The following is a 20,114-nucleotide window of genomic DNA, read 5'->3' on the forward strand; positions in this document are numbered from 1 at the left end:
GTAAGTCGGAAACGAATTAGATCGTTTGGAGGTAGGAAGGTAGGTTTAAAACATAACCAAAACCAAGCTGATGTAGTAACTAATGTTCCAATGACGGTCAATCACTGGAACATCAGACAAGGAAGGCACTTTCTGAAGGTGTGACCATGCATCCTTTTAACGCCGCCTATCTAGCACTCGCATTTTCGGCGCAGGCTACTCACTCATCTGAGGGTTCTGGACGGTGTTTCGCCCAGAACCCCACATAATCGTGTTTAGGCCTCGACCATACAAAACGCATTAAGTTTATTGCCGTCAAGATCTCTAAAATAGCCAGCGTAAAACCCGCTGGTTGCGTCTTCGGGTCTAAATCCTGGCTTTCCTTCACAAGTTGCGCCTAATTCCAACGCCTTCGCGTAGAAGTTGTCTACCTGTTCTGTTGACTCCATAACCAGCGCGACCATGGTTCCGTTACCAACATTGGCAGGTTCTTTATCAAAAGGCACTGAAACGGCAACCGAAGGTTGTTCTGGCGCAGTAGCCCATGCCACGAAGTAGTTTTCTTCTTCCATAAAGCGACCAGCTCCTAATGTTCCGAGTAGGGCATCATAGAATGCCGTGGCGCGAGGTAAATCGTTTGTTCCTAAGGTAATGTATCCAATCATAATAGCTCCGTAGATTGTGGTTAAATAGATGCTGTATGTTTATACAGTTATGAGTGAATGTCAACCAATTAGTGAATAATTCAACGTGAGTAATCAGACGGCGAATAGGGGAGCGAGCACATTAGAAAATTTGAATCATTCAGACCGTTTCCATGTCTAAAGCGAGACTGGCTCCTGGCTCATAATTCCGCTCGACCAAGCATTCTCTGTTTGGCTTTATCCACCACGATCTCGCTGGCCTTAGTGGGGTGACCTGAATTTAAATGAGGTTGAGGATCATACTCTACTTGCAGTTGCACTAGTTCAGCATAGTCACGCCCACAGAGGTCATCGATAACGGTAAGCGCTAAGTCAATTCCGGCAGAGACGCCGGCTGCGGTGACGGTTTTACCTGTTTTGACCACTCGATCGTTCCTTCGGGCAATTGCTCCAAATTGTTCTAGGTAGTCTTGGGCTAACCAATGTGTAGTGGCGGGTTTATCTTTCAGCAGCCCGGCTGCAGCCAGAATGACGGAGCCTGTGCACACAGATAAGGTGCGTTTTGTGGTCAAATGAACCTTGTTTAGCCACGCTCGAAGCACTTCATCTTGGGCGGCAATCAGTGTGTGTGTGCCCGAACCAGGGACTAATATTATATCAGGGGTTGGTGTTTCTTCGAGCGAATGGGTAGTCATTATCGTGAGCACGTTACTGTCGGCGGTAACCGGCCCGACGTCATGGTGAACGAAGCGCACTTCTGATTCTGGTAAGGATCGAAGTAGTTCGTAGGGGCCGATGGCATCCAGGGCCGTAAATCCAGGGCCGTAAATCCAGGGTAGAGTACGATTGCTATTTGCATTTTTTTGATTTCCTAATTGAGTAAACATTGTCTGAAGTACCAGTATGTGCAAATACAGTTGGGCATTTACGTCATAAATAGACTAAATTCTGCCAATGAATAAAAAAAGAGTGTTGTTTCTCATTTACCAAGGGTTTGAACTTTTAGATCTTTCCGGACCGACTGGAGTATTTAGTAATGCTCAGGTAAAAGCGGGAGAGACTTCCCCTTACAGTTTGCTGCTGGTCTCTGAGTTTGGAGGGCAGATAACCTCAAGTGCTGGTTTTGAGATGACCAGCGTGCCTATGCGTGAGATAGAGGTAGATGATCATGATACCGTTTTGATCGTAGGTGCTCGGGCTGACGCCTTGTCTAGGGTACTTAAGCGAAGAGCCATTGTAGATTGGTTGCGTCATATTGAAGGCCGTTGTGAGCGAATCGGGTCGGTTTGTAGTGGTGCTTTTGTTCTTGCTCAGGCGGGCTTACTGAATCATAAAGAGGCCACAACTCACTGGCTTTCAATCGAAGACCTACAACGAGAGTTTCCTCTCGTGAAAGTCGATACAAAAGCACTCTACGTTAATGATGGAAAGGTGTGGACATCCGCTGGTGTAACCTCAGGAATCGATATGGCTCTTGCCATGCTAAGAAAAGATTTTGGATCTCAATTAATGGCCAGGGTCGCTAAAGGCTTAGTGCTGTACACGCATCGGCCCGGGCACCAATCACAGTTTAGTGAGCTATTGAAAACGCAAACTGGCGTTGATAACGGTTTCTCAGATCTTGTACTTTGGGTAAGCGATAATATTGATAAAGAGTTACGAGTGGCTGATATGAGTAGCTACATGAATATGTCTGAACGGACCTTTTATCGAAAATTTTCCGATTCTATGGGCTTATCGCCAGCCAAATATCTCGAGAAAACTCGCCTTTGTCGCGCCAAAGAATTAATCGAAAATAACGTAAGTCAGAAACAAGTTATGCGGCTCACAGGATTTAAATCAGCCGCCACCTTTAGGAAGGCGTTCACATCGTATTTCGGATTGACTCCAGGTGTATACCACCGTATTCATAAGCGGCGTTAATGTTTTGCATGGTGGGTTTACCCTACAGGGTTTGATTTCTTGGGTGCTTTGCGGGAGCTAGGCAGGTCCTGAATTGATCTGCTCTTGTCGTTTAAGGGAGCTAACTCACTTCTAACTTGTAGTTGAAAGCGCTCAGTTCGTTGACCAGCAATTTTATCAAGCCGGTTCTAGGGGCATTGATTGGCCATTCTGCAAAGATCTTCAAGGTGTCTAATCGCCAGTCTGGCAAAACCGCCGTTAATGCCTTGTTTGCTATATCCTCAGCGACTAAAAACTCAGGCAGTGCGGCAACCCCTAAACCAGATAAAACCAGTCTGTGGAGAGACTGTGCGTCATTCGAAGATACTCGGGACTTGGGCTTAAATCGAAACTGCTGCGTATCATTATTCAGCGTAATGCCCTTAGTGTGCACAGGAGAAAGGCTAACCCAGTTGCATGATTGAAGCCGATGCGGGTCATCAATGGTCGGTTGTGTATTCAGGAAGCTAGGGGATGCGACCAACTGCCTCCGCAACGAGAACAACACGCGTGAGTTAGGTGACCGCTTCGCTTTTGTCCACATTCTTATTGCCAGGTCGAAACCGTCATCAATGAGGTCTTTACTGGTGTCGGAATAGTCTAGTGTTAGATTTACTCTTGGGTATTTAGTCAAAAACTGAGCGATTGCATCGGAAAAAGCGGATCGTGATAGTACTGAAGGGACCGTAATGTGCAGTTGTCCGCTGGGGCTATCGGAACTTCCTGAGATATCTCGAAGTTCTCCTTCGACTGCACCCAGCATATTGCGGGTAGCGATCAGAAGTCGTTCGCCGACTTCGGTGAGAGTCAGTTTTCTTGTGGATCGATAAATGAGCGCAACGCCCAAGTGCGCCTCTAATTCTGATACGTGATGGCTTACCACCGAAGGTGAGAGGTTTAGTTCTGCTGCGGCGCCTCGAAAAGAACCGTGGTCAATCGTTTTCGCAAATATTGCCATTTGCCGGAGGCGATCAATCATTATGTAATATTTCCAAACAGTCAGTTAGATTTATCGCATATTATCATTTAATGGGCCTTTGGATATACTTTTGCAGCCGGAACGCAGTTCGTGTTCAACAATCATTTTTCCAAAGAGGTCAGTTCATATGGCAATGTCTATCAAGTCTTTCATTTCACTGTTGGTGGTATCGATGTTGATTATCGGAAACCACGCCGTCGCGAGTTCAAGCGAACAAAAGAGCGTTCAGAAATTCTATGACTTTCTGAGTAATCCAGGGTCCGAGACTCACGCTCAAGCGTTTGCTGGGGTCACGTCTGAAAGTTGGGTAAGTATTGGTAATTACTCTGGTAAGAATAAAAGCCGAGATGCGTTTACTGCTCAGGTAAACGGATTTTCGAAGCTAATTCCGAATTTGAATTGGGCTGTGCAGTCCATGCATCAGGATGGCGATACAGTCGTGGTAAGAAGCCGAGCTTCTGGTACGCCGACAGGGCCTTTATTTGGGGTCGATGGCGCGGGTCGAAGTTTTGATATTCTGACGATCGACATTCATAAAATTGAAGAAAATAAAATAGTCAGTACTTACCATATTGAAGATTGGGCGGGTGCACTTCAACAGTTGACAACTCCAGAAGCAGCAAAGGCTAAGGCCGCTCAAGCTCAAGGGCAGGCAACACTAGAGACGGTTATGGCGTTCATGGGCGCAATGGGAAAAGGCGACATGGAGTCCATGAAGGAACTTATGGCCGATGACATGGTTTGGCAGAATGAAGGTGATAAAAGCATTCCTTGGATTGGGCCGTGGAAGGGTAAGGAACAAATCTTCGCATTTTTGGGAGAATTTTCTAAGGGTGCTAAAACAACCCTTTGGGAAAATCAAGACATAATTGCGTCGGGCGATACCGTCGCGATTTTTGGCAACATGAAGTTTATTACGACGGCTTCAGGCAGTGAGACTGACGAGTTTACATTTGCATTGAGAGCTAAAGTTAAAGATGGCAAAGTGGTTTTGTGGAACTGGTTTGAGGATTCATATGATGTGAGTCGAACCTTTCATGGTAAATAGTCATGCGACTTGGCGTTCGGTGGTCCGGACGCCAAAAGCTCTGAATTTAAAGTGGACAACTTTGCTTAAGCATAAAGAGGTGTTGATATGTCGTTCTTAAGAAGAAAAGGGCCGAGGATATTAACGGTAAAAGAGGCGTATTATCTAACACCGAGCGTGATTAGGGTTACCTTTAGTGGGCCTCAATTAGCTGGGTTACCGGCTGGGCGAGATGGCGGTAACTGTAAATTGACACTTCCATCCGCCGGCCAAACCTTGGACAGCTTTGTGCAGGAAATCAAGGATGGGGTTAAGCACCCAGTACGAACATACACCGTAAGGGCATTTAGAGAAGATGAGTTGGAAATGGACATTGACTTCGTCGCTCATGGTACGTCTGGTCCAGCCTCGAGTTGGGCCTTATCTGCGACGACTGGAAGCTTTTGTGGGTTTATGGGGCCTAGCCCATCAAAGGTGAGCGCATTTAATGCCGATTGGTATTTTGTGGCGGCGGATCTCTCTGCTTTGCCGATGGCCGCAGCGACGCTGGAATCCATGCCTCGAGATGCTAAGGGGGTGGCCGTTTTCGAAGTAACGTCACCAAAGGATCGGCAGTCCATAGATGCGCCGGTAGGAGTTGAAATTCATTGGTTGACTCATGATAACCCTATGATGCCTTCTGTTAGGCAGGAACAGTTTGTCAGGGAATTAGATTGGCCGGCTAACCGTGTTCAGGTATGTGTAGCAGGTGAAACCAGTATTGTAAAACGGCTGCGGAAGTATCTTTTGACCGAGAAAAACGTCAGCAAAGGCGACGCCTACATCTCTGGCTATTGGAAAATTGGCTTAGTTGAAGAAGAGCATCAAAGGCTCAAAAAGAAAGAAGCAATAATGCCGTTTTAGGACACTCATTAGTCTCGTTTAACCCTGAAAAATAGTCAGTCCGTCTTGGTACGCCAAGCTATTATCAGTCCCGTCAGTAGAGTGACTGTGCCGTAGCTATTAATAAGTACGGCAGCTGCCCAAGAGTAGGTTGATGAATACCCCGTAAACTCAGCGTTTTGAGCTATGACTGAAAGATGTAGCCATAGCCCTGAATACAATAGCAAAGTGATGAGAATTGGTAGTGACAGTTTATAGGCGCTTAGCTCACCCAGGTAGCCCCAAACAATGATTGAGCCGCACACAATCATAAACAGCGCGCCATGAAGTGGGGCGGTCGGTGACAGTGCTGGCTCACCAACGTTGATGAGCCAAAAGCTATAGCTGTTGTAGCCGATACCTAGGCCTACCCAGACTAATTGCAGCAACTGGATGTGTCTCAGAGTTGTGTGTCTATTCTTCACGTTGATATCATTCCAATATATATTTTTGAGTCGAAAAGCAAAACTGCTCATAGCCGAATTCCGTTGCACCACATACCCCGGTTGTTCTAATTAATGAGCGTTCACGCCAGTTTGACTGTCATAACGTTCATCTTAAGTGTTAAATCATCCAACTTGATTTCCGATTAGGCTAGTATTAGCCTCCTATTTTTTGAAACAAGATTCAATATGCGCCGACTTTTATTAATCCGCCACGCCAAGTCTGGTAACAAGCATGGCGTTTATGATGATCACGAGAGACCACTTAGTAATCGTGGTGAGAGAGATGCGATGACTATGGCTCGATATTTAGCGGATCGAGATGAACAACTTGATGTAATATATTCCAGCACCGCTGTGCGGGCCTTGGACTATGCGCAAATCATCAGCGACTTTTCTTATACTACGTTAGTTCCTGACCTTTCATTTTATACATTCAGTCCTGATGAGTTGCTTGAGATCCTTACTAATCTATCTGATGATGCCCGTCGAGTGGCCGTGGTCGCCCACAATCCGGCCATTCTCGAGTTAGCGAATCGGCTTTTACAAGAAGAGCCTGGCGCTCAATTGAGTAAAGTACCCACTTCTGGGGTCGTGGCGTTGGACTGTCCGATTGATTGCTGGACCGATCTGGGGCAAATGGCCTGTGAATTGGATTACTTTATCAGCCCTAAACTTTGTCGATAGTATGAGTGTGTTTTTCTAAACATGAAACCGGTTAAATTGTTGGTCGTTGAAGATGACCCCGCCTTGAACGAACAACTCGCGCTATTGCTCACTAATAAAGGCTATGAAGTAGATCGCAGTTATGATGGCGACGAAGGGTTAACATCCGCGTTGACGCAATCTTATCATTTGATCATTCTTGACGTTATGATGCCCAAACGAGACGGGTATGCGGTTTTAAAAAATATCAGAAAAACACGCTCTACGCCCGTATTAATGCTGACAGCAAAGGGGGCAGAAGAGGAGCGCATTAATGGATTTCATCACGGAGCTGATGACTACCTTACTAAGCCCTTTAACTCAACGGAACTCTTGCTCCGAATTGAAGCGCTGTTAAGGCGCAGCGGTGGCGATCCTGAGGTTGCCCATGTTGCTGAGTTGCACTTCCATGATATTTCTTTGAATAAGGCGCAACGGAGGGCGACGGTCTGTGGGGAAAATTTAGATCTAACTCCAATTCAGTTTCGACTTCTTTGGACTCTCATGCTCTATCGAGGTGATGTCCTTAGCAAAGCGTTTCTTTATCAAACCGTTCTTCATCGAACCTTGGGCCCTCATGATAGAAGTCTGGATATGCATTTGAGTCGCGTGCGTCGTAAAATCATTTCCGCTGGCGGGCGAGGCGAGGCCTTGCAAACCGTGCACGGCGAAGGATATTGCCTCTCATGACCCGTCGACTGTTGTGGAAACTTTGCTGGATTATTGGTCTTGGTACCATTTCGTTGTTTTACGTTATTAATATCATTACGTCGCACACCGAAGATGGCATGAGCTACATCGAAATTGCCGATCGCCAACAGATTAATGATTGGAGCACGGAGGCCGAAAAGCTATATTTGTCGGGCGACAAACAGGCGTTAAAGTCTTGGTTAGATGCACTCAAGTTTAGTGAGAAGACTTGGGCTGGGGTGCTGGAAGTGGATCTGAATCAGGTCGCCGGAAGCGACATGCCCGGCAGTATCACCGACGGCGTTCTCTTGGGCAGAGACGTCTCTTGGAAGATTCATCTCTATTTTTCAGATAACCCAATAATGGAAGTCACGTTTTCTGATGGACGGGCTCGGTTTTTAATCCAACTTCCAGATCGAATGCGGCCCGGGAGTCATTTAGGGTACGTCAGCTTAGCTCTGCAAATCATATTACCAATGATGTTGCTTATTCCACTGACCTTTGTTTTGTATAACCACATCATGTCTCCTCTACGACGGTTAGAGAGAGCGACGAGATCATTCAGCGAGGGGCAGTTTGATGTTCGAGTGAGTCGGGCTATGGGGCGCCGGAATGATGAGCTCACTCAGCTCGCTAACGCGTTTGATTCAATGGCTTCTCGTATTAGTGAATTGATCATTAGCCAACGCCAATTGATTGCGGATTTGTCACATGAGCTGCGTACACCCCTAACAAGGTTGGAAATTTCCATTAACAATTTGCTTGAAGGAGGGCAAAACAGTGAAGAAATTCAACGTGTGGATCGCGAGTCGAAGAATTTACGAAAACTAGTTGAAGATACGCTGACGTTGGCGTGGCTCGAAAATGAAGAACGTTCGCATAAAGGTCGACAATTAGAGACGGTAGATTTAGTGGATTTGATGGATGTACTACTAGAAGATGCAACGTACGAATTTTCCGATAGGCGGTTGGCCGTCGAATTACCAGAGAGCGCGCCAGTCAAGCGAAGTAACCATAGAGCGGTTGGTCAGGCCTTGGAAAATATTTTACGGAATGCGTTTCGGTTTACTCCTGCCCGAAAAACCGTTTCGGTTACACTCGCTGAGCAAAACGCGAGTTACCTGATTTTCATTTCAGATCAAGGCCCAGGGGTGCCTAAGCCCTTTTTGGAGAAAATATTCAGGCCGTTTTTTCGCGTTGAAGGTTCCAGAGAAGCAAGAGGAGGGTTTGGCTTAGGGCTTGCGCTAGCCAAACGCCAATTGGAATCCGTTAACGCTACAGTGTACGCAGAGAATGGCGAAAAAGAAGGCTTGAGAGTCGTAATCGAGTTGCCTAAAGATGATTTTAGCCAACAGCCTTAGCTAAGGCTGTTGGCCTCGAATTTGCAGAGATCTTTATGTAACAATTGTAAATGCGCTGTATTTTAGTTGAATTTAAACGATAATGATTCTCATTATTATTTAAATTAAGTTGTATATTTAGATGTCATACACAAAATGGGTTGCGGGTAGCGGCTTACTCTTACAAGGTCTACTTCCCGTCTCGATTGCGCTTGCTGAGAATCAGGAAAATGTTGAAGCCAACCTCGTCCAAGTCGACAATATTGAAATCGACGCTGTCGAAACAATTACCGTTGTCGGTAGAACGACTAACGCGCTGATCACCGAGAAAGAACTGCAACGCTATCAAGCCAATGACCTAGCAGATGTCTTTCGTGTAAATCCCTCAATCTCAGTCGGTGGCTCGGTCGGTATAGCCCAGAAGGTTTACGTGCGTGGTATCGAAGACTCGCTCATTAATGTCACTGTGGATGGGGCTCCGCAAACGTCCACGTTGTTTCATCACATCGGCCGTGTGACCATTGATCCGGATCTACTTCAGGAAGTTGATGTTCAAGCTGGAGCAGGTGAGGCCACCAGTGGAGCAGGGGCAATCGGTGGTGCCATCCGTTTTAAAACTAAAGACGCCAGCGACTTACTGGGCGCTAAAGATCGCTTCGGTGGCCAGGTGAAAGTCAGTAACTTCAGTAACAAAGGACAGCAACACAGTGCGAGCCTTGTCGGCAAGATTGGCGAAGACTGGGGCGCGTTGGCTTACTGGAATAACATTGATCGCGAGAATATGAAAAATGGAAGGGGAGATGAAATCCTAGGAACTTCCGCGGATCAGACACTCGGCTTTTTTAAAATCAGTGGAGAGTTAAGTGAACATCAGTATCTCTCATTAAGCTATGAACGTCGCGAAGAAGAAGGAGAGTTTAGTGCAAGACCAAATTGGATCGTGCTCCAAGGTGAACGGCTTTATGGCAGTGAGTCTGAACGTGATACCGCTGTTTTGAATTACACGCTTAGCAAAAGTGACGCCGTTAATTTAGAGACAACCGTGTATCAAACCGAGTCATCGTTTCGCGGCGGGCGCTTTGATTTTTTAGCGCAGATCAGCACATTTGGCTTCGACATCCGAAATACCAGCTTGATTGGAGATCATAAGTTCACCTACGGGGTTGATTATCGTGATGATGATGTTGAGAGTGGATACGCCATCCCTCAGCCAGAGGAGGATCACGCTGAAGAAGGAAGTGTTTTGGGACTTTACGCTCAGGGCTATTCTCAAGTGTCTGACGCTTTGTTGCTAAGTTACGGCCTGAGATACGATGATTACAGCTATCAACAAAAAATCTTATTGGACGATTATTATGGGACGCCAATCACCGACGTTCCTGTTGAACAAGACAGTTCAACTGTCAGTATCAATGCTGGCCTAGCGTACGACTTTACTGAGGGGTTGACGTTAGCCTTGGGTATCGCTCAGGCAGCAAGGGGTAAGGAAATTGGTGATGGTTTTACTATTGACGCGTATCTGTATGATCGGACAGATGCGCCGTTAGTTGATCCAAATTTGGAAGTTGAGCGTGTTACTAACGTCGAAGCCTCTCTCGAATATGCAAAGGACAACTTTAGTGCGAAGTTAGCGGTTTTCGATTCGAAAATAGAAGATGTGATATTTGAGCGTTTATACGGAAACTCGCTTTATCAAAACATTGGAGCCATCAAAACCAGTGGAGTGGAGCTGGATCTGAATTATCGCTGGAACGAGTTTGAGGTGTTTTTGGGGTTCTCTGCAAACGACACCGAACTTGACCCTGATGCCGATCTTTACTCAGCAAATTTCGGTTCTGTTCCGCTCGGTGGCTATGAATTCATCGGCCTTGGTAATTCTCGCGGTGATACGCTTAATTTAGGAGTTAATTACACGCCGACCAGTCACCTTTCGTTGGGCGTTAATGTGAGTCATGTATCAGGATTGACCATCGATACACTGCACCAGGATGTGGATTTGGGGTTTGTATCGGATATCTATTCATTGGATAAACCGTCTTACACCACGGTTGATGTATTTACTCAGTGGCAGATCAGAGATGGTCTAGTGGTGAACCTGGCGGCGACCAATTTGTTTGATGAGCTATATCGCGACCACTCAAGCGTGGGAGACTACAGCGCGGTTGAAGGGTACGAACTGGTTGTTGGCCCTTGGGAAGCTGGTAGAGACATTCGACTTTCTGTTGAACTTTCATTCTAGTAATCAATTGGATTAGATTTGGGTCGTGCGTCAAAGCACGGCCCTTTGTCGTAATTGGAGTTAACATGGCAATGAAACCCAAAACTCGCATTCTATGGATGCAACTACACGCTTATATCGCTTGTTTTTTTCTGCCTGCGGCCATTCTGTACGCTATCACTGGCGGTCTTTACATGTTGGGCTACGAGGGTGGGGTTAAGGCGGAACATGAATACCATCTTGAATTGAAAGGCGGTTGGCCTGAAGACAAGAGCGAGGCAAAAAAGATCGTTGTTGAGCAGATGGCTCAACGAAACCATCATGAAAGCGTACCCGATGACTATTACCTTTGGGAAGGCAAACACGATTGGTTTGGTTTTAAACGCGAAGTGCTGTTAATTCCGGAAGAAGATGGCCAGGTAGAGTTAAAGATTATTGAACATGATTTTTGGAAGCAGCTTTTACTGATACATAAAGGTTTTGCGGGTAAGGTTCTTAAAGTCTTCAGTATTTTGTGGGGTCTGAGCCTTATTTTCAGTCAGGTGAGTGGTGTCATACTTGCTCTGGCCGTGAAGAAAATCAGAGTTAATTCAGTAGTGAGTATCATGCTTGGCTTGAGCTTTCTAGTGACCAGTTACTTCGTTGGCTGACGTGTGAGTATCACCGGATCTTGATATTTAAACTTTAGAGGCAAGCATGACCGAATTCGATTGGGCTCAAGACAGAGGAAATAAATGGGTATTGCAAGCTTCACGGTTGGAGCAAATGATGCATGATATTGATCAGCCTGTTGTTTCCTTACTTTTGGACTGCACTGCTAAGGATGAAAATAGTCAATATCGAATAGCTGATCTGGCGTGTGGAAATGGAGGAACGTCATTCGAACTGGAAAAATCAGTGCCAGCGAGTTGGGTTCTTCATGGTTATGATATCTCGCAAGCGCTTGTGGATTCAGCGGTATCGAGGGCTTCGAAATTACGGAGCCGAGTTCAATTCAAAGTTGCTGATCTTCAGGAAGAGCCGGAGATAGAAGCAACCTACGATCTTTTGGTTTCTCGCTTTGGAGTTATGTTTTTCAACGATCCTTCACGCGCGTTCTCCAATATGAGAAAGTGGTTAAGCTCAGAGGGCCGTTTCGTATTTGCTGTCTGGGGCTGCCCGTCGTATAACCCTTGGATGTCAGTCGTAAAAAATGTGGTTTCGAACTCCGTTCAATTACCAATTACGCCGGAGGGCGCGCCAGGTCCATTTCGTTACGCTGACACACGGATTCTGGCAAATGAGCTTATAACGGCGGGCTTTGAGGAGATATTGGTTACAGACTGGAGAGGAAAGCTTCCCATAGGCGGTGGCATGAACCCGCGGGCCGCGGCCGAATTCGCGCTCAGCACTTTTTCAGTTGGCGATGTGTTGGCGGTAACGGAACCTGGCGTCCAACAGCAAGCCTTAGATGAATTAACGAGTGTTTACGCACGGTACGAAGAGAATGGCATCGTAATGATGAATGCCCTGGTACATTTAGTTTCCGGAACAGTCCGAGGGTAAACTACATCGAGAACTTAGCAGGCCTAACGGACGTTTTTGTTCTTCTTATAAAAGTAGAAGCAAATTTAAAGGCGGCGTAAGTCGATGTCCTTACGCAAATTGATAGACTGGCGGAATAGGGTTCTAGATAAAGAAGACTTGACCGACCATTGCTGTTTGAAATTCCGGCACTATTGAAGACCTAGGATCGACAAGCCGAACGCAAACAACATAACGCTTGTTCGTATCCAATGCCATTTTGACCATAGTGCAAGGACAGATGGGAGTGCCTGTTCATCGATAACACCATTTTTAAAACTTGCATTTGTCTTTCGAAAGTATAGGAAAAATATAAGGAGGGTGAGCACGCATAATGCGGCAGCGGCGGTTAACTCAGGCCGTTGTCCATGATCTAAAATGGCCGTTGTTACCGCCAACACAACAGCAATGGTTGTCAGAGGTGCAAAGTAGCGAAAAAGCTGTGGACCTAATGTGCCATGCAGCTTAATAAATTCTGAGGCTGGCATGCGTTTCCAGTATGGAACTAAAATCATGCCTTCGGTTAGTAGGCTGCCGGTAAACAGTCCTAGGGCCATCGTCGATAAAAGCGGGATTGTTTCAAGCATGTAAGTCTCCGAAGTAACTTTTTAAACGGTTATAATATTCGTCTAAAAGATGGGTGTTTTTATTTAAATATACGCGTATATTAATATCGAGTAAGCATTATGTCAATGGCAATGATTTTTCATGGAATTACCTATGAGTATTGATAAAGATCTGACTGGACGTGGACACGGTCGCGGACGAGCAAGGGGGCGTCCGGTAGTTTCGGATGAACAAAGAGCTCAAATGCGGTTACGCATTGAGCAGGTGGCTAGAGCATTGTTCAAAGAAGAGGGTTACGGACAAGTTTCAATAAGAAAAATAGCCAAGGGAGTAGGGTGTTCACCCATGACTCTATATAAGTACTATGATTCAAAGATAGACATCTTACGCACTCTCTGGACTGATATCTTCAATGAGGTTTTTGATCGAATGGCACAAGTTAATCGTCTGGAACGTTCAGCCACAGATGTCTTGAATGAGACAGCCTTGATCTACGTAAATTATTGGCTTGAGAACACCGATCATTATCGCCTTGTTTTTATGGCTGAGGGAGTCACTCAGACAGATGTTGGTTTGTTTGTCGATAATCCAGATCTGTCTGAAAAATATACGGTGTTTTCAGAACTCCTTTTATTGATAGGCAAAGGTAAATTGAGTCAGCAGCAACTAAAACTGAAATCGGATGTGCTGATGTGTGGGCTGCATGGGATAGCCCACAACATGATTACCATCAGTAGTTATCCTTGGGAGAACTCTCACGAGTTGATATCTGAGCTTTTAGCTTGGCTCGTTGACGATGCTCTTTAGGAAAAATCAAATCGGTGCGCTATTGCCAAAACATGCTAGACAGTTCGCTTATCTTTCTTTGAGACAGTTAGGTCGAAAACCAGACTAAAGTCCGTTGATTTTGTCCAAGAATAGAATACTGTATAGATACAGTATTTATCGGTCAACAGGGTCACAACATGAATTTTCTAAAAATCGCACGCAGCGCGTTTGCGCCGCTTGCTGTATTCGTCTTTCTATTCTCCTCCGTTTCTAATGCGCAACTGGGTAACCCGTTAGAGCCTAATTGCGCGGCATGTGATGGTAAAATAGACAATATTATTTTTAAAAAGGAAGGGTTCGGGTTTCCATCGTTTATTGAAATTCAAAGTCGTAAGGGCAAGCGTTTTGCTTCACTTTACGCAGGCTATGTTTCAAGTGGTCAGCAGTTTTCGATCAGTGGAGCCAGTAATTTTCTAGATAATAAAGGGACACTCGGAGCAACAATCTACATTAGCTTCGACGGAGGCGCTCCTATCGCCTTACACACCAGCTGTTCTGAACCATTTGGACCTGGAACACGAGTTGAAAGCTTAGTTGTTATTTCAGCAACCAGTCGCAACGGGGGACTTACCTGTCCTGTCGACGATGTGCCAACTCCTCCTGGTGATGCGTAAAGAAACAACCCCAAGTTAAACTAAACACTAGCCCTCGGTAAGCTAATTGGTCTACCGAGGGTTTTTTATGCTTACAATACCTTAAGAAAGGAACATTTATTGGAAGTAGCTAGGTTGGTGTTTTTTTACGAGTTGGGAGACCTTGGGACGCGTTACTTGGCTAGAGAGCGCCGGCTTATATATTTTTTTGGATGTTCAGCAATTTATACGTAAAGTAAGTAACTAGTACGAACAATGTAATAAAGGCCCGATAATGGATTTTATTGAAGTTTACCCCAACGCGATTCCTACTGATTTGTGTGGTCGACTGCTAACGTTGCTTGATACCCACAGTGGGGTGTATCAAGGCAAGACTGGTGGAGGAGTGGACGTATCGAAGAAAAACAGTACGGATTTAATGCTTGATGCGCACCCTGAGCTGGATGGAATTAGGAACGAACTACTGAACCATACTTTTGAGTGGGTTTCAAATTATTTCGATAAGTACAGTTTAGCCTTAATGGGGGCTGTATCAGTAAATGTTGTCAGTAATAGTGGTGAGCAAACCACCCTTAATCCCAACAATTACGACGTACTTGGTAAACCCAAGCTTGCCGACATTATCCGATATTTGTTTCGAAGTGGGTCGGTTAATTTGCAGCGATACCGAAAGGGAAGTGGTGGGTATCCGCATTGGCATTCAGAGCAGTTCCCTCAGATTGACAGCTCTGATGCACTTCATAGAGTAGTATTCTTTATGTATTATTTGAATGACGTTGAAGACGGTGGAGAGACGGAATTTTTCTATCAAGAAAGGAAAATTAGACCTAAACAGGGTACCTTGGTAGTCGCTCCTGCGAGTTTTACACATTCACACAGAGGCAATATCCCGTTAAGTGAAGACAAGAATATTGCCACTTCTTGGATTTTATTCAATCCGGCCAATAAGCTCTACAGGCAGTCAAATAAGTAAGATATATCCCATTTAATTTCTGGCCACTTGTCATTTTGTTGCAGTTGCAACGGTTGCATCCGCAATTAATTGCGTGAATTTAATGTGAAGGGCTTGATTTTTGAATTGGACCTCTGTTTTACTCAACCGAGCTTTTTCCTCTCAGTCATGGATGTTTGATTTCTGAAGGGAATTAAGGCCATTTAACTATAAATAAAACAATAAACTTGGGGAAGTAAATGTCTTTAAAACTAAAAGTAGTAAGCGCAGCAACCCTTCTGGCATTGAGTTCAGCTGCTAGCGCCGAGCGAATGATCGTGTCGTTTGATTCTAATGGACAGGGCTTGAAGAAAGGCCACCAGATAAAGGTGGAAGGAAAAAACTGGTTCGCGGTAGATCTAGACGAATCCAAGAAAAGCGCTATGCGTGGAAAGTCAGGATTTAGGTCAATGGAAGTTGACCACAAACGAGTTCAGTTTGCAGCGTTTGCCGACGATACTGGTAACCCTATGACTCAGCAGATAACGCCGTATGCAATCTATCAGTCACAAGGTGACCAGTTAACATTGCAGCCAGGCCAGAAAGTGTGTGTGATTGATTCTGGTTTGGATGTTAGTAACACTGATTTTGAGTGGGGCGTAATCACGGGAGATAATGATTCAGGTACTGGGAATTGGTTTGAAGCTGGTGGTCCACATGGAACTCATGTAGCGGGTACCGTGGGCGCTGCTGATAACGGTTTCGGTGTTGTGGGCATGGCTCCTGGTGTGCCAATGCATATCATCAAAGTATTCAACGCAGATGGCTGGGGCTACTCGTCAGATTTAGCGTTTGCCGCCGAAAAATGTTCGGATGCGGGCGCTAACATAATCACCATGAGTTTAGGTGGTGGTGGTGCGAATTCTACCGAAGAAAATGCTTTCCAAGAGTTCACTGACAATGGTGGTTTAGTATTAGCGGCTGCAGGAAACGATGGAAACAATGTCAGATCTTATCCCGCCGGTTATGAAGCTGTAATGATGATTGGGGCAAATGATGCAGACAACAATATTGCGGACTTTTCTCAATACCCCACGAACACTATTACGACAGGCAGAGGCAAAAAGGCTAAGACCGTAACGGCAGATGGTTTCGGTGTTGAGGTTACGGCGGGTGGTGTTGATACGTTATCAACTTTTCCAGCAGGTACAGGAGTATCTTCGGGCTTATCTGTTGGCGGAACCGACTTAGCATCTCTTGCCATGGAGAACACTGGAACCGCATCGGGCGACACTTATTTTATGGGAACCGCTGAATCTATTGATGCCGCCGCAAGTGGCAAGGTGTGCGTCATCGATAGAGGTAATGTGTCATTTTTTGATAAAGTACAGAACTGCGAAAACTCGGGCGGTATTGCTGTCATTATTGTAAATAATGAGTCGGGAGTTTTGGCTGGGACTTTAGGCGACACAAATACAACAACGATTCCTGCAGTGGGTGCTGCATTAGAAGATAGAGCAACTATCTTAGCTGCTACAAGTGCAACCGTGAGTGTGACTGGCAGTGATTATTCTTTGTTGAGTGGAACGTCTATGGCTACTCCGGCGGCCGCTGGCGCGGCGGCGCTGATATGGTCTAATCACCCAAGCTGTACGGGCGCTCAAATAAGAGCGGCCATGAAAGCCACGGCTGAAGACCAAGGCGCGACCGGTCGAGATGATTTCTTCGGTTACGGTATCGTTAAGGCTAAAGATGCGAGTGATTATCTAACTGTTAATGGGTGTACGGTCGTAGAGCCTCCAGTTGAGGCGTCACTAACCGGTAACCGCTCGAAAGGAAATCGTCAAGCCAATATTAACTGGTCCGGATTAGCTGGCTCAAATGTTGATGTTTATATCAATGCTGGTTTAAACGGAACTCAAGCTAATGATGGAGCGGCTTCGTTTTCTGTTAACAAGAACGGCTCCTACACATTCAAAGTGTGTGAAACTGGCTCGACAGTTTGTACCAACGAAATCACGTTATAGTTGGTAGCGATCTAAGTTAAATGTCTGACTCTCGCATACATGCTCGCGACACAATGGGCTTGTGTGCGAGAGTTTCGACTACTCGCCATCCGTGAAAACGCTAAGGATTAGGGTTTCATACAGCCAATACTCCGTATTAGAAGCGAAAACATGCGGTGCGTTTGATCAAATGGTTTCGCGCACCTTTCTTATCTTTAGCTGACGTCGCTTAGGTTTGGAAATGAGAAATCTCCATCGCTTAAGAGGCTCTCTCTAGCATCACAAACCTGAACATCAAACCGTCAGCCAATCGATAGAATTTGTTTCGAGATAGATCAGAGTCAATTTGAGGGATTAGATCATTGATGCAGTCGGCACTACTGACTCCTTGGTTCGCATCGATACTGTGGCTTTCTACAGAAAGTTCCAGTGTATACTTGTGATTATTCACCCATAAGATTCGTATAAGATATGCACGATCATTCCTGCTCAAATTGCGCAATGAGTGACATATGTTTGCCGTTAGGTCTAGATAAATCGGACATATGCCAGCTCGAAAAAATTGTCACGACGTCATCGGTAAAACATTCGGGCGACAAGGTACTGTTGCAAGGAGATTTTTTTAACAGTGTCTTTGCCGTCAAGTCGGGAATGGCTAAGTCTTATCGCGTTGATGAATCCGGTACAGAATACATTCACTCGTTTCACCTTCCTGGTGAGCTGTTCGGCTTAGACGCTATTTACGCCAAGCGTTATGGCTTTACCGTGGAAGCATTGGACACATTGGTAGTGTGTGAGATGAATTACGAAGAATTGCAAACATTGTGTACAAATGTGCCTTCTTTACAAAAGCAATTGTTTAATTTGCTAAGCAGAGACATTTACACGTCGCACGTAAACCCTATTGAACATTTTGATCAAACGGCCGAACAGAAATTGTCGGGTTTTTTGCATAATTTGCTTTCGCGTTTACAAGCGAGAGGGCATGGCAGTTTGGAATTGCATCTTCCTATGTCACGACGAGATATTGCCAATCATCTCGGCTTGGCTCCAGAGACAATCAGTCGCCTTTTGAAACGATTTCAGCAACAAGAAGTGATAACGATAAATAATCGAATGGTAACCATTGTGGACCTGAGTAAGCTAGAGAGCATGGTTCACTGCCATGCATTAGAGGCGGCGATTTCGCCTGGCGAAATTACTCGATCAGCGTAGCGCCAATTGGTAGCCAAGTCAGAACTCTCAGTTTAACTTCAGACCAAACGGCTCGTGTGTCAATCCTCATAGGTTTCTCGAAAACGGTAAAACTCCATCCTTTGACGATGCGCCTAAGTATCGGTCGAATACACTGGCTATAGGTCGCATAAAGTATCTTCCCGCTTCCGTTATGCGGAATCCTCCGGGGTGGAGTTTAATTAGACCATCGACTTCATATTTCTTTAGGTCTATTAATTCATTCGAAAAGTAGTCGGATAGACTCACACCGTGATTAGTTTGCGTAAATTGGCTGGTTGTTGCGCTAAGATCAACGGATTCCCGACACATGATTTGTTGAATAACCTCAGATCTTATTTGGTCATCAAAGTCGAGTTCCACCCCCCTGCTAACTGGAATTCGACCGGAGTCTACCATTTCGTTATACAAAGAAAGAGTAGATTCATTTTGACAAAACGCGGTATCGAGCTTACTGATCGCGCTTACGCCGACGCCAATCAAATCGGTTTCTCTGTGGGTTGTGTACCCTTGGAAGTTTCGTTGCAGCGTATTTTCTTTGCGAGCAATCGCGAGAGGATCGTTCGGTAGCGCATAATGATCCATGCCAATATGTACGTAGCCTGCCGAAATTAATCGGTTACGAACCAGTGACGACAGAGCCAGTCGCGTTTCAGTGCTTGGAAGGCTTGATGCCTTTATCATTCTTTGCGCTTTAATGCGCTCAGGTAGGTAAGCGAAGTTATAGGCCGCAACCCGAGTGACGCCGCTGTCGATGATTTTGGATAACGTGGTCTCAAAGGAATCTACATCCTGAAGAGGTAATCCGGTAATCAGGTCAACATTAACTGATTGGCCGTACTTTAAAGCCGCATCGATAATATCGAGTGTCGCCGTTTCATCTTGCTCTCTATTGATTGCCTTCTGAACGTTTTTGGAAAAATCTTGCACGCCAATGCTAAACCGATTGATCCCAATCAGCGATAAGAGGTTTAGCTCATCAGGTGAGGTACTTCTTGGGTCTAATTCAATACTGATTTCTAAATTACTTGGTAAGTCCAAGTGGAATTGCCATGCAATTTGATCTAACACTGTTCGTATCTGATCTACAGTTAAAAAATTAGGAGTGCCTCCGCCAAAGTGGATCTGTGTGACCAGTCGATCATCACTATAGAGTTGTGATCTTAATGCGATCTCGTGCAGTAGGCGTTCAAGGTAGGCGTCGACTTTTTTATTATTGGGCTGCGTAATGACCTTGTTGCATCCGCAAAAGTAGCATAACGACTCGCAGAACGGCACGTGTACGTAAATGGAAAGGTCTTTAGGCAATAAACTGGAGTTTGAGGTCAGAGAGTGGCGCTCATACTCTTGAGAATCAAATTGGTTGGTAAATTGGATTGCTGTTGGGTAAGAGGTGTAGCGCGGGACTTGAATGTCGTATTTTTCGATTAAGTTTTTCGGTAGCTCTGCAATGGTATTCATTTTCTAGTCCAAATTTGATTTAGTCCTCACAATAACGACTCAAGT

General features: G+C 45.4%; 21 protein-coding genes. 14 read left to right on the top strand and 7 right to left on the bottom strand.

All coding sequences use genetic code 11. From position 1 onward, the window contains the following. Window positions 1-254: 254 nt before the first annotated feature. Together ABWW54_RS05685 and ABWW54_RS05690 are read right to left on the bottom strand one after the other, a co-directional pair. Window positions 255-644 (bottom strand): VOC family protein, encoded by a 390-nt coding sequence (locus ABWW54_RS05685; protein WP_353411045.1) that lies wholly within the window; start codon window positions 642-644, stop codon window positions 255-257. 179 nt (window positions 645-823) lie between these two features. After that, entirely contained in the window at window positions 824-1,510 is a 687-nt protein-coding gene (locus tag ABWW54_RS05690; protein WP_353411047.1) for a DJ-1/PfpI family protein, read from the bottom strand. A gap of 67 nt (window positions 1,511-1,577) precedes the next feature. Between ABWW54_RS05690 and ABWW54_RS05695 the strand changes: the two genes are divergently transcribed. Then, window positions 1,578-2,546: a GlxA family transcriptional regulator gene (locus ABWW54_RS05695; protein ID WP_353411049.1), complete on the top strand. Its 969-nt coding sequence runs from the start codon at window positions 1,578-1,580 to the stop codon at window positions 2,544-2,546. A 100-nt stretch (window positions 2,547-2,646) separates the two neighbouring features. On the opposite strand, the gene ABWW54_RS05700 is transcribed toward ABWW54_RS05695, so the two are convergent. After that, window positions 2,647-3,543, bottom strand: a complete 897-nt coding sequence (locus tag ABWW54_RS05700) for a LysR family transcriptional regulator (RefSeq protein WP_353411051.1) — start codon at window positions 3,541-3,543, stop codon at window positions 2,647-2,649. A 127-nt stretch (window positions 3,544-3,670) separates the two neighbouring features. Between ABWW54_RS05700 and ABWW54_RS05705 the strand changes: the two genes are divergently transcribed. Both ABWW54_RS05705 and ABWW54_RS05710 read left to right on the top strand, forming a co-directional pair. Continuing rightward, window positions 3,671-4,591: a nuclear transport factor 2 family protein gene (locus ABWW54_RS05705; RefSeq protein ID WP_353411053.1), complete on the top strand. Its 921-nt coding sequence runs from the start codon at window positions 3,671-3,673 to the stop codon at window positions 4,589-4,591. An 87-nt stretch (window positions 4,592-4,678) separates the two neighbouring features. Beyond that, the gene (locus tag ABWW54_RS05710; protein ID WP_353411055.1) at window positions 4,679-5,473 is read left to right on the top strand and encodes a siderophore-interacting protein; all 795 of its coding nucleotides are present in this window, start codon (window positions 4,679-4,681) and stop codon (window positions 5,471-5,473) included. 35 nt (window positions 5,474-5,508) lie between these two features. On the opposite strand, the gene ABWW54_RS05715 is transcribed toward ABWW54_RS05710, so the two are convergent. After that, entirely contained in the window at window positions 5,509-5,967 is a 459-nt protein-coding gene (locus tag ABWW54_RS05715) for a hypothetical protein (protein WP_353411057.1), read from the bottom strand. Between the two features lie 156 nt (window positions 5,968-6,123). Between ABWW54_RS05715 and ABWW54_RS05720 the strand changes: the two genes are divergently transcribed. From ABWW54_RS05720 to ABWW54_RS05745, 6 genes are all read left to right on the top strand, one after another. Continuing rightward, entirely contained in the window at window positions 6,124-6,621 is a 498-nt protein-coding gene (locus ABWW54_RS05720; protein WP_353411059.1) for a SixA phosphatase family protein, read from the top strand. 21 nt (window positions 6,622-6,642) lie between these two features. After that, window positions 6,643-7,329 (top strand): response regulator transcription factor, encoded by a 687-nt coding sequence (locus ABWW54_RS05725; protein ID WP_353411061.1) that lies wholly within the window; start codon window positions 6,643-6,645, stop codon window positions 7,327-7,329. Then, complete coding sequence (locus tag ABWW54_RS05730) at window positions 7,326-8,690, top strand: HAMP domain-containing sensor histidine kinase (RefSeq protein WP_353411063.1); 1,365 nt, start codon at window positions 7,326-7,328, stop codon at window positions 8,688-8,690. The genes ABWW54_RS05725 and ABWW54_RS05730 overlap by 4 nt, the downstream gene beginning before the upstream one ends. 121 nt (window positions 8,691-8,811) lie before the next feature. Then, on the top strand, window positions 8,812-10,908 hold the full coding sequence (locus ABWW54_RS05735) for a TonB-dependent receptor domain-containing protein (RefSeq protein ID WP_353411065.1): 2,097 nt from the start codon (window positions 8,812-8,814) through the stop codon (window positions 10,906-10,908). A gap of 71 nt (window positions 10,909-10,979) precedes the next feature. Next, window positions 10,980-11,537 carry a hypothetical protein gene (locus tag ABWW54_RS05740; RefSeq protein ID WP_353411067.1) on the top strand — a complete coding sequence of 186 codons (558 nt, stop codon included), beginning with the start codon at window positions 10,980-10,982 and terminating at the stop codon, window positions 11,535-11,537. 46 nt (window positions 11,538-11,583) lie between these two features. Next, complete coding sequence (locus ABWW54_RS05745; RefSeq protein WP_353411069.1) at window positions 11,584-12,432, top strand: class I SAM-dependent methyltransferase; 849 nt, start codon at window positions 11,584-11,586, stop codon at window positions 12,430-12,432. 170 nt (window positions 12,433-12,602) lie between these two features. On the opposite strand, the gene ABWW54_RS05750 is transcribed toward ABWW54_RS05745, so the two are convergent. After that, complete coding sequence (locus ABWW54_RS05750; RefSeq protein ID WP_353411071.1) at window positions 12,603-13,037, bottom strand: DUF1772 domain-containing protein; 435 nt, start codon at window positions 13,035-13,037, stop codon at window positions 12,603-12,605. A 133-nt stretch (window positions 13,038-13,170) separates the two neighbouring features. On the opposite strand from ABWW54_RS05750, the gene ABWW54_RS05755 reads away from it, so the two are divergent. The 4 genes from ABWW54_RS05755 to ABWW54_RS05770 all read left to right on the top strand — a co-directional run bounded on the left by ABWW54_RS05755 (window position 13,171) and on the right by ABWW54_RS05770 (window position 17,396). Continuing rightward, window positions 13,171-13,824, top strand: coding sequence for a TetR/AcrR family transcriptional regulator (locus tag ABWW54_RS05755; protein WP_353411073.1), 654 nt, complete (start codon window positions 13,171-13,173; stop codon window positions 13,822-13,824). A gap of 158 nt (window positions 13,825-13,982) precedes the next feature. Further along, window positions 13,983-14,459, top strand: coding sequence for a hypothetical protein (locus ABWW54_RS05760; RefSeq protein WP_353411075.1), 477 nt, complete (start codon window positions 13,983-13,985; stop codon window positions 14,457-14,459). Window positions 14,460-14,712: 253 nt separating this feature from the next. Beyond that, window positions 14,713-15,411: a 2OG-Fe(II) oxygenase gene (locus tag ABWW54_RS05765; RefSeq protein ID WP_353411077.1), complete on the top strand. Its 699-nt coding sequence runs from the start codon at window positions 14,713-14,715 to the stop codon at window positions 15,409-15,411. A gap of 218 nt (window positions 15,412-15,629) precedes the next feature. Next, a complete protein-coding gene (locus ABWW54_RS05770; RefSeq protein WP_353411079.1) occupies window positions 15,630-17,396 on the top strand; it encodes a S8 family serine peptidase in 1,767 nt (588 codons plus the stop codon). A gap of 238 nt (window positions 17,397-17,634) precedes the next feature. On the opposite strand, the gene ABWW54_RS05775 is transcribed toward ABWW54_RS05770, so the two are convergent. Beyond that, window positions 17,635-17,826 carry a hypothetical protein gene (locus ABWW54_RS05775; protein ID WP_353411081.1) on the bottom strand — a complete coding sequence of 64 codons (192 nt, stop codon included), beginning with the start codon at window positions 17,824-17,826 and terminating at the stop codon, window positions 17,635-17,637. Between the two features lie 50 nt (window positions 17,827-17,876). Between ABWW54_RS05775 and ABWW54_RS05780 the strand changes: the two genes are divergently transcribed. After that, the gene (locus tag ABWW54_RS05780; protein ID WP_353411082.1) at window positions 17,877-18,590 is read left to right on the top strand and encodes a helix-turn-helix domain-containing protein; all 714 of its coding nucleotides are present in this window, start codon (window positions 17,877-17,879) and stop codon (window positions 18,588-18,590) included. Between the two features lie 66 nt (window positions 18,591-18,656). Here ABWW54_RS05780 and hemN read toward each other — a convergent pair whose 3' ends face one another. Continuing rightward, the gene (hemN, locus tag ABWW54_RS05785) at window positions 18,657-20,069 is read right to left on the bottom strand and encodes an oxygen-independent coproporphyrinogen III oxidase (protein WP_353411084.1); all 1,413 of its coding nucleotides are present in this window, start codon (window positions 20,067-20,069) and stop codon (window positions 18,657-18,659) included. Between the last annotated feature and the right edge of the window lie 45 nt (window positions 20,070-20,114).

The organism is Arenicella sp. 4NH20-0111 (genome assembly GCF_040366405.1).
GTDB lineage: Bacteria > Pseudomonadota > Gammaproteobacteria > Arenicellales > Arenicellaceae > Arenicella.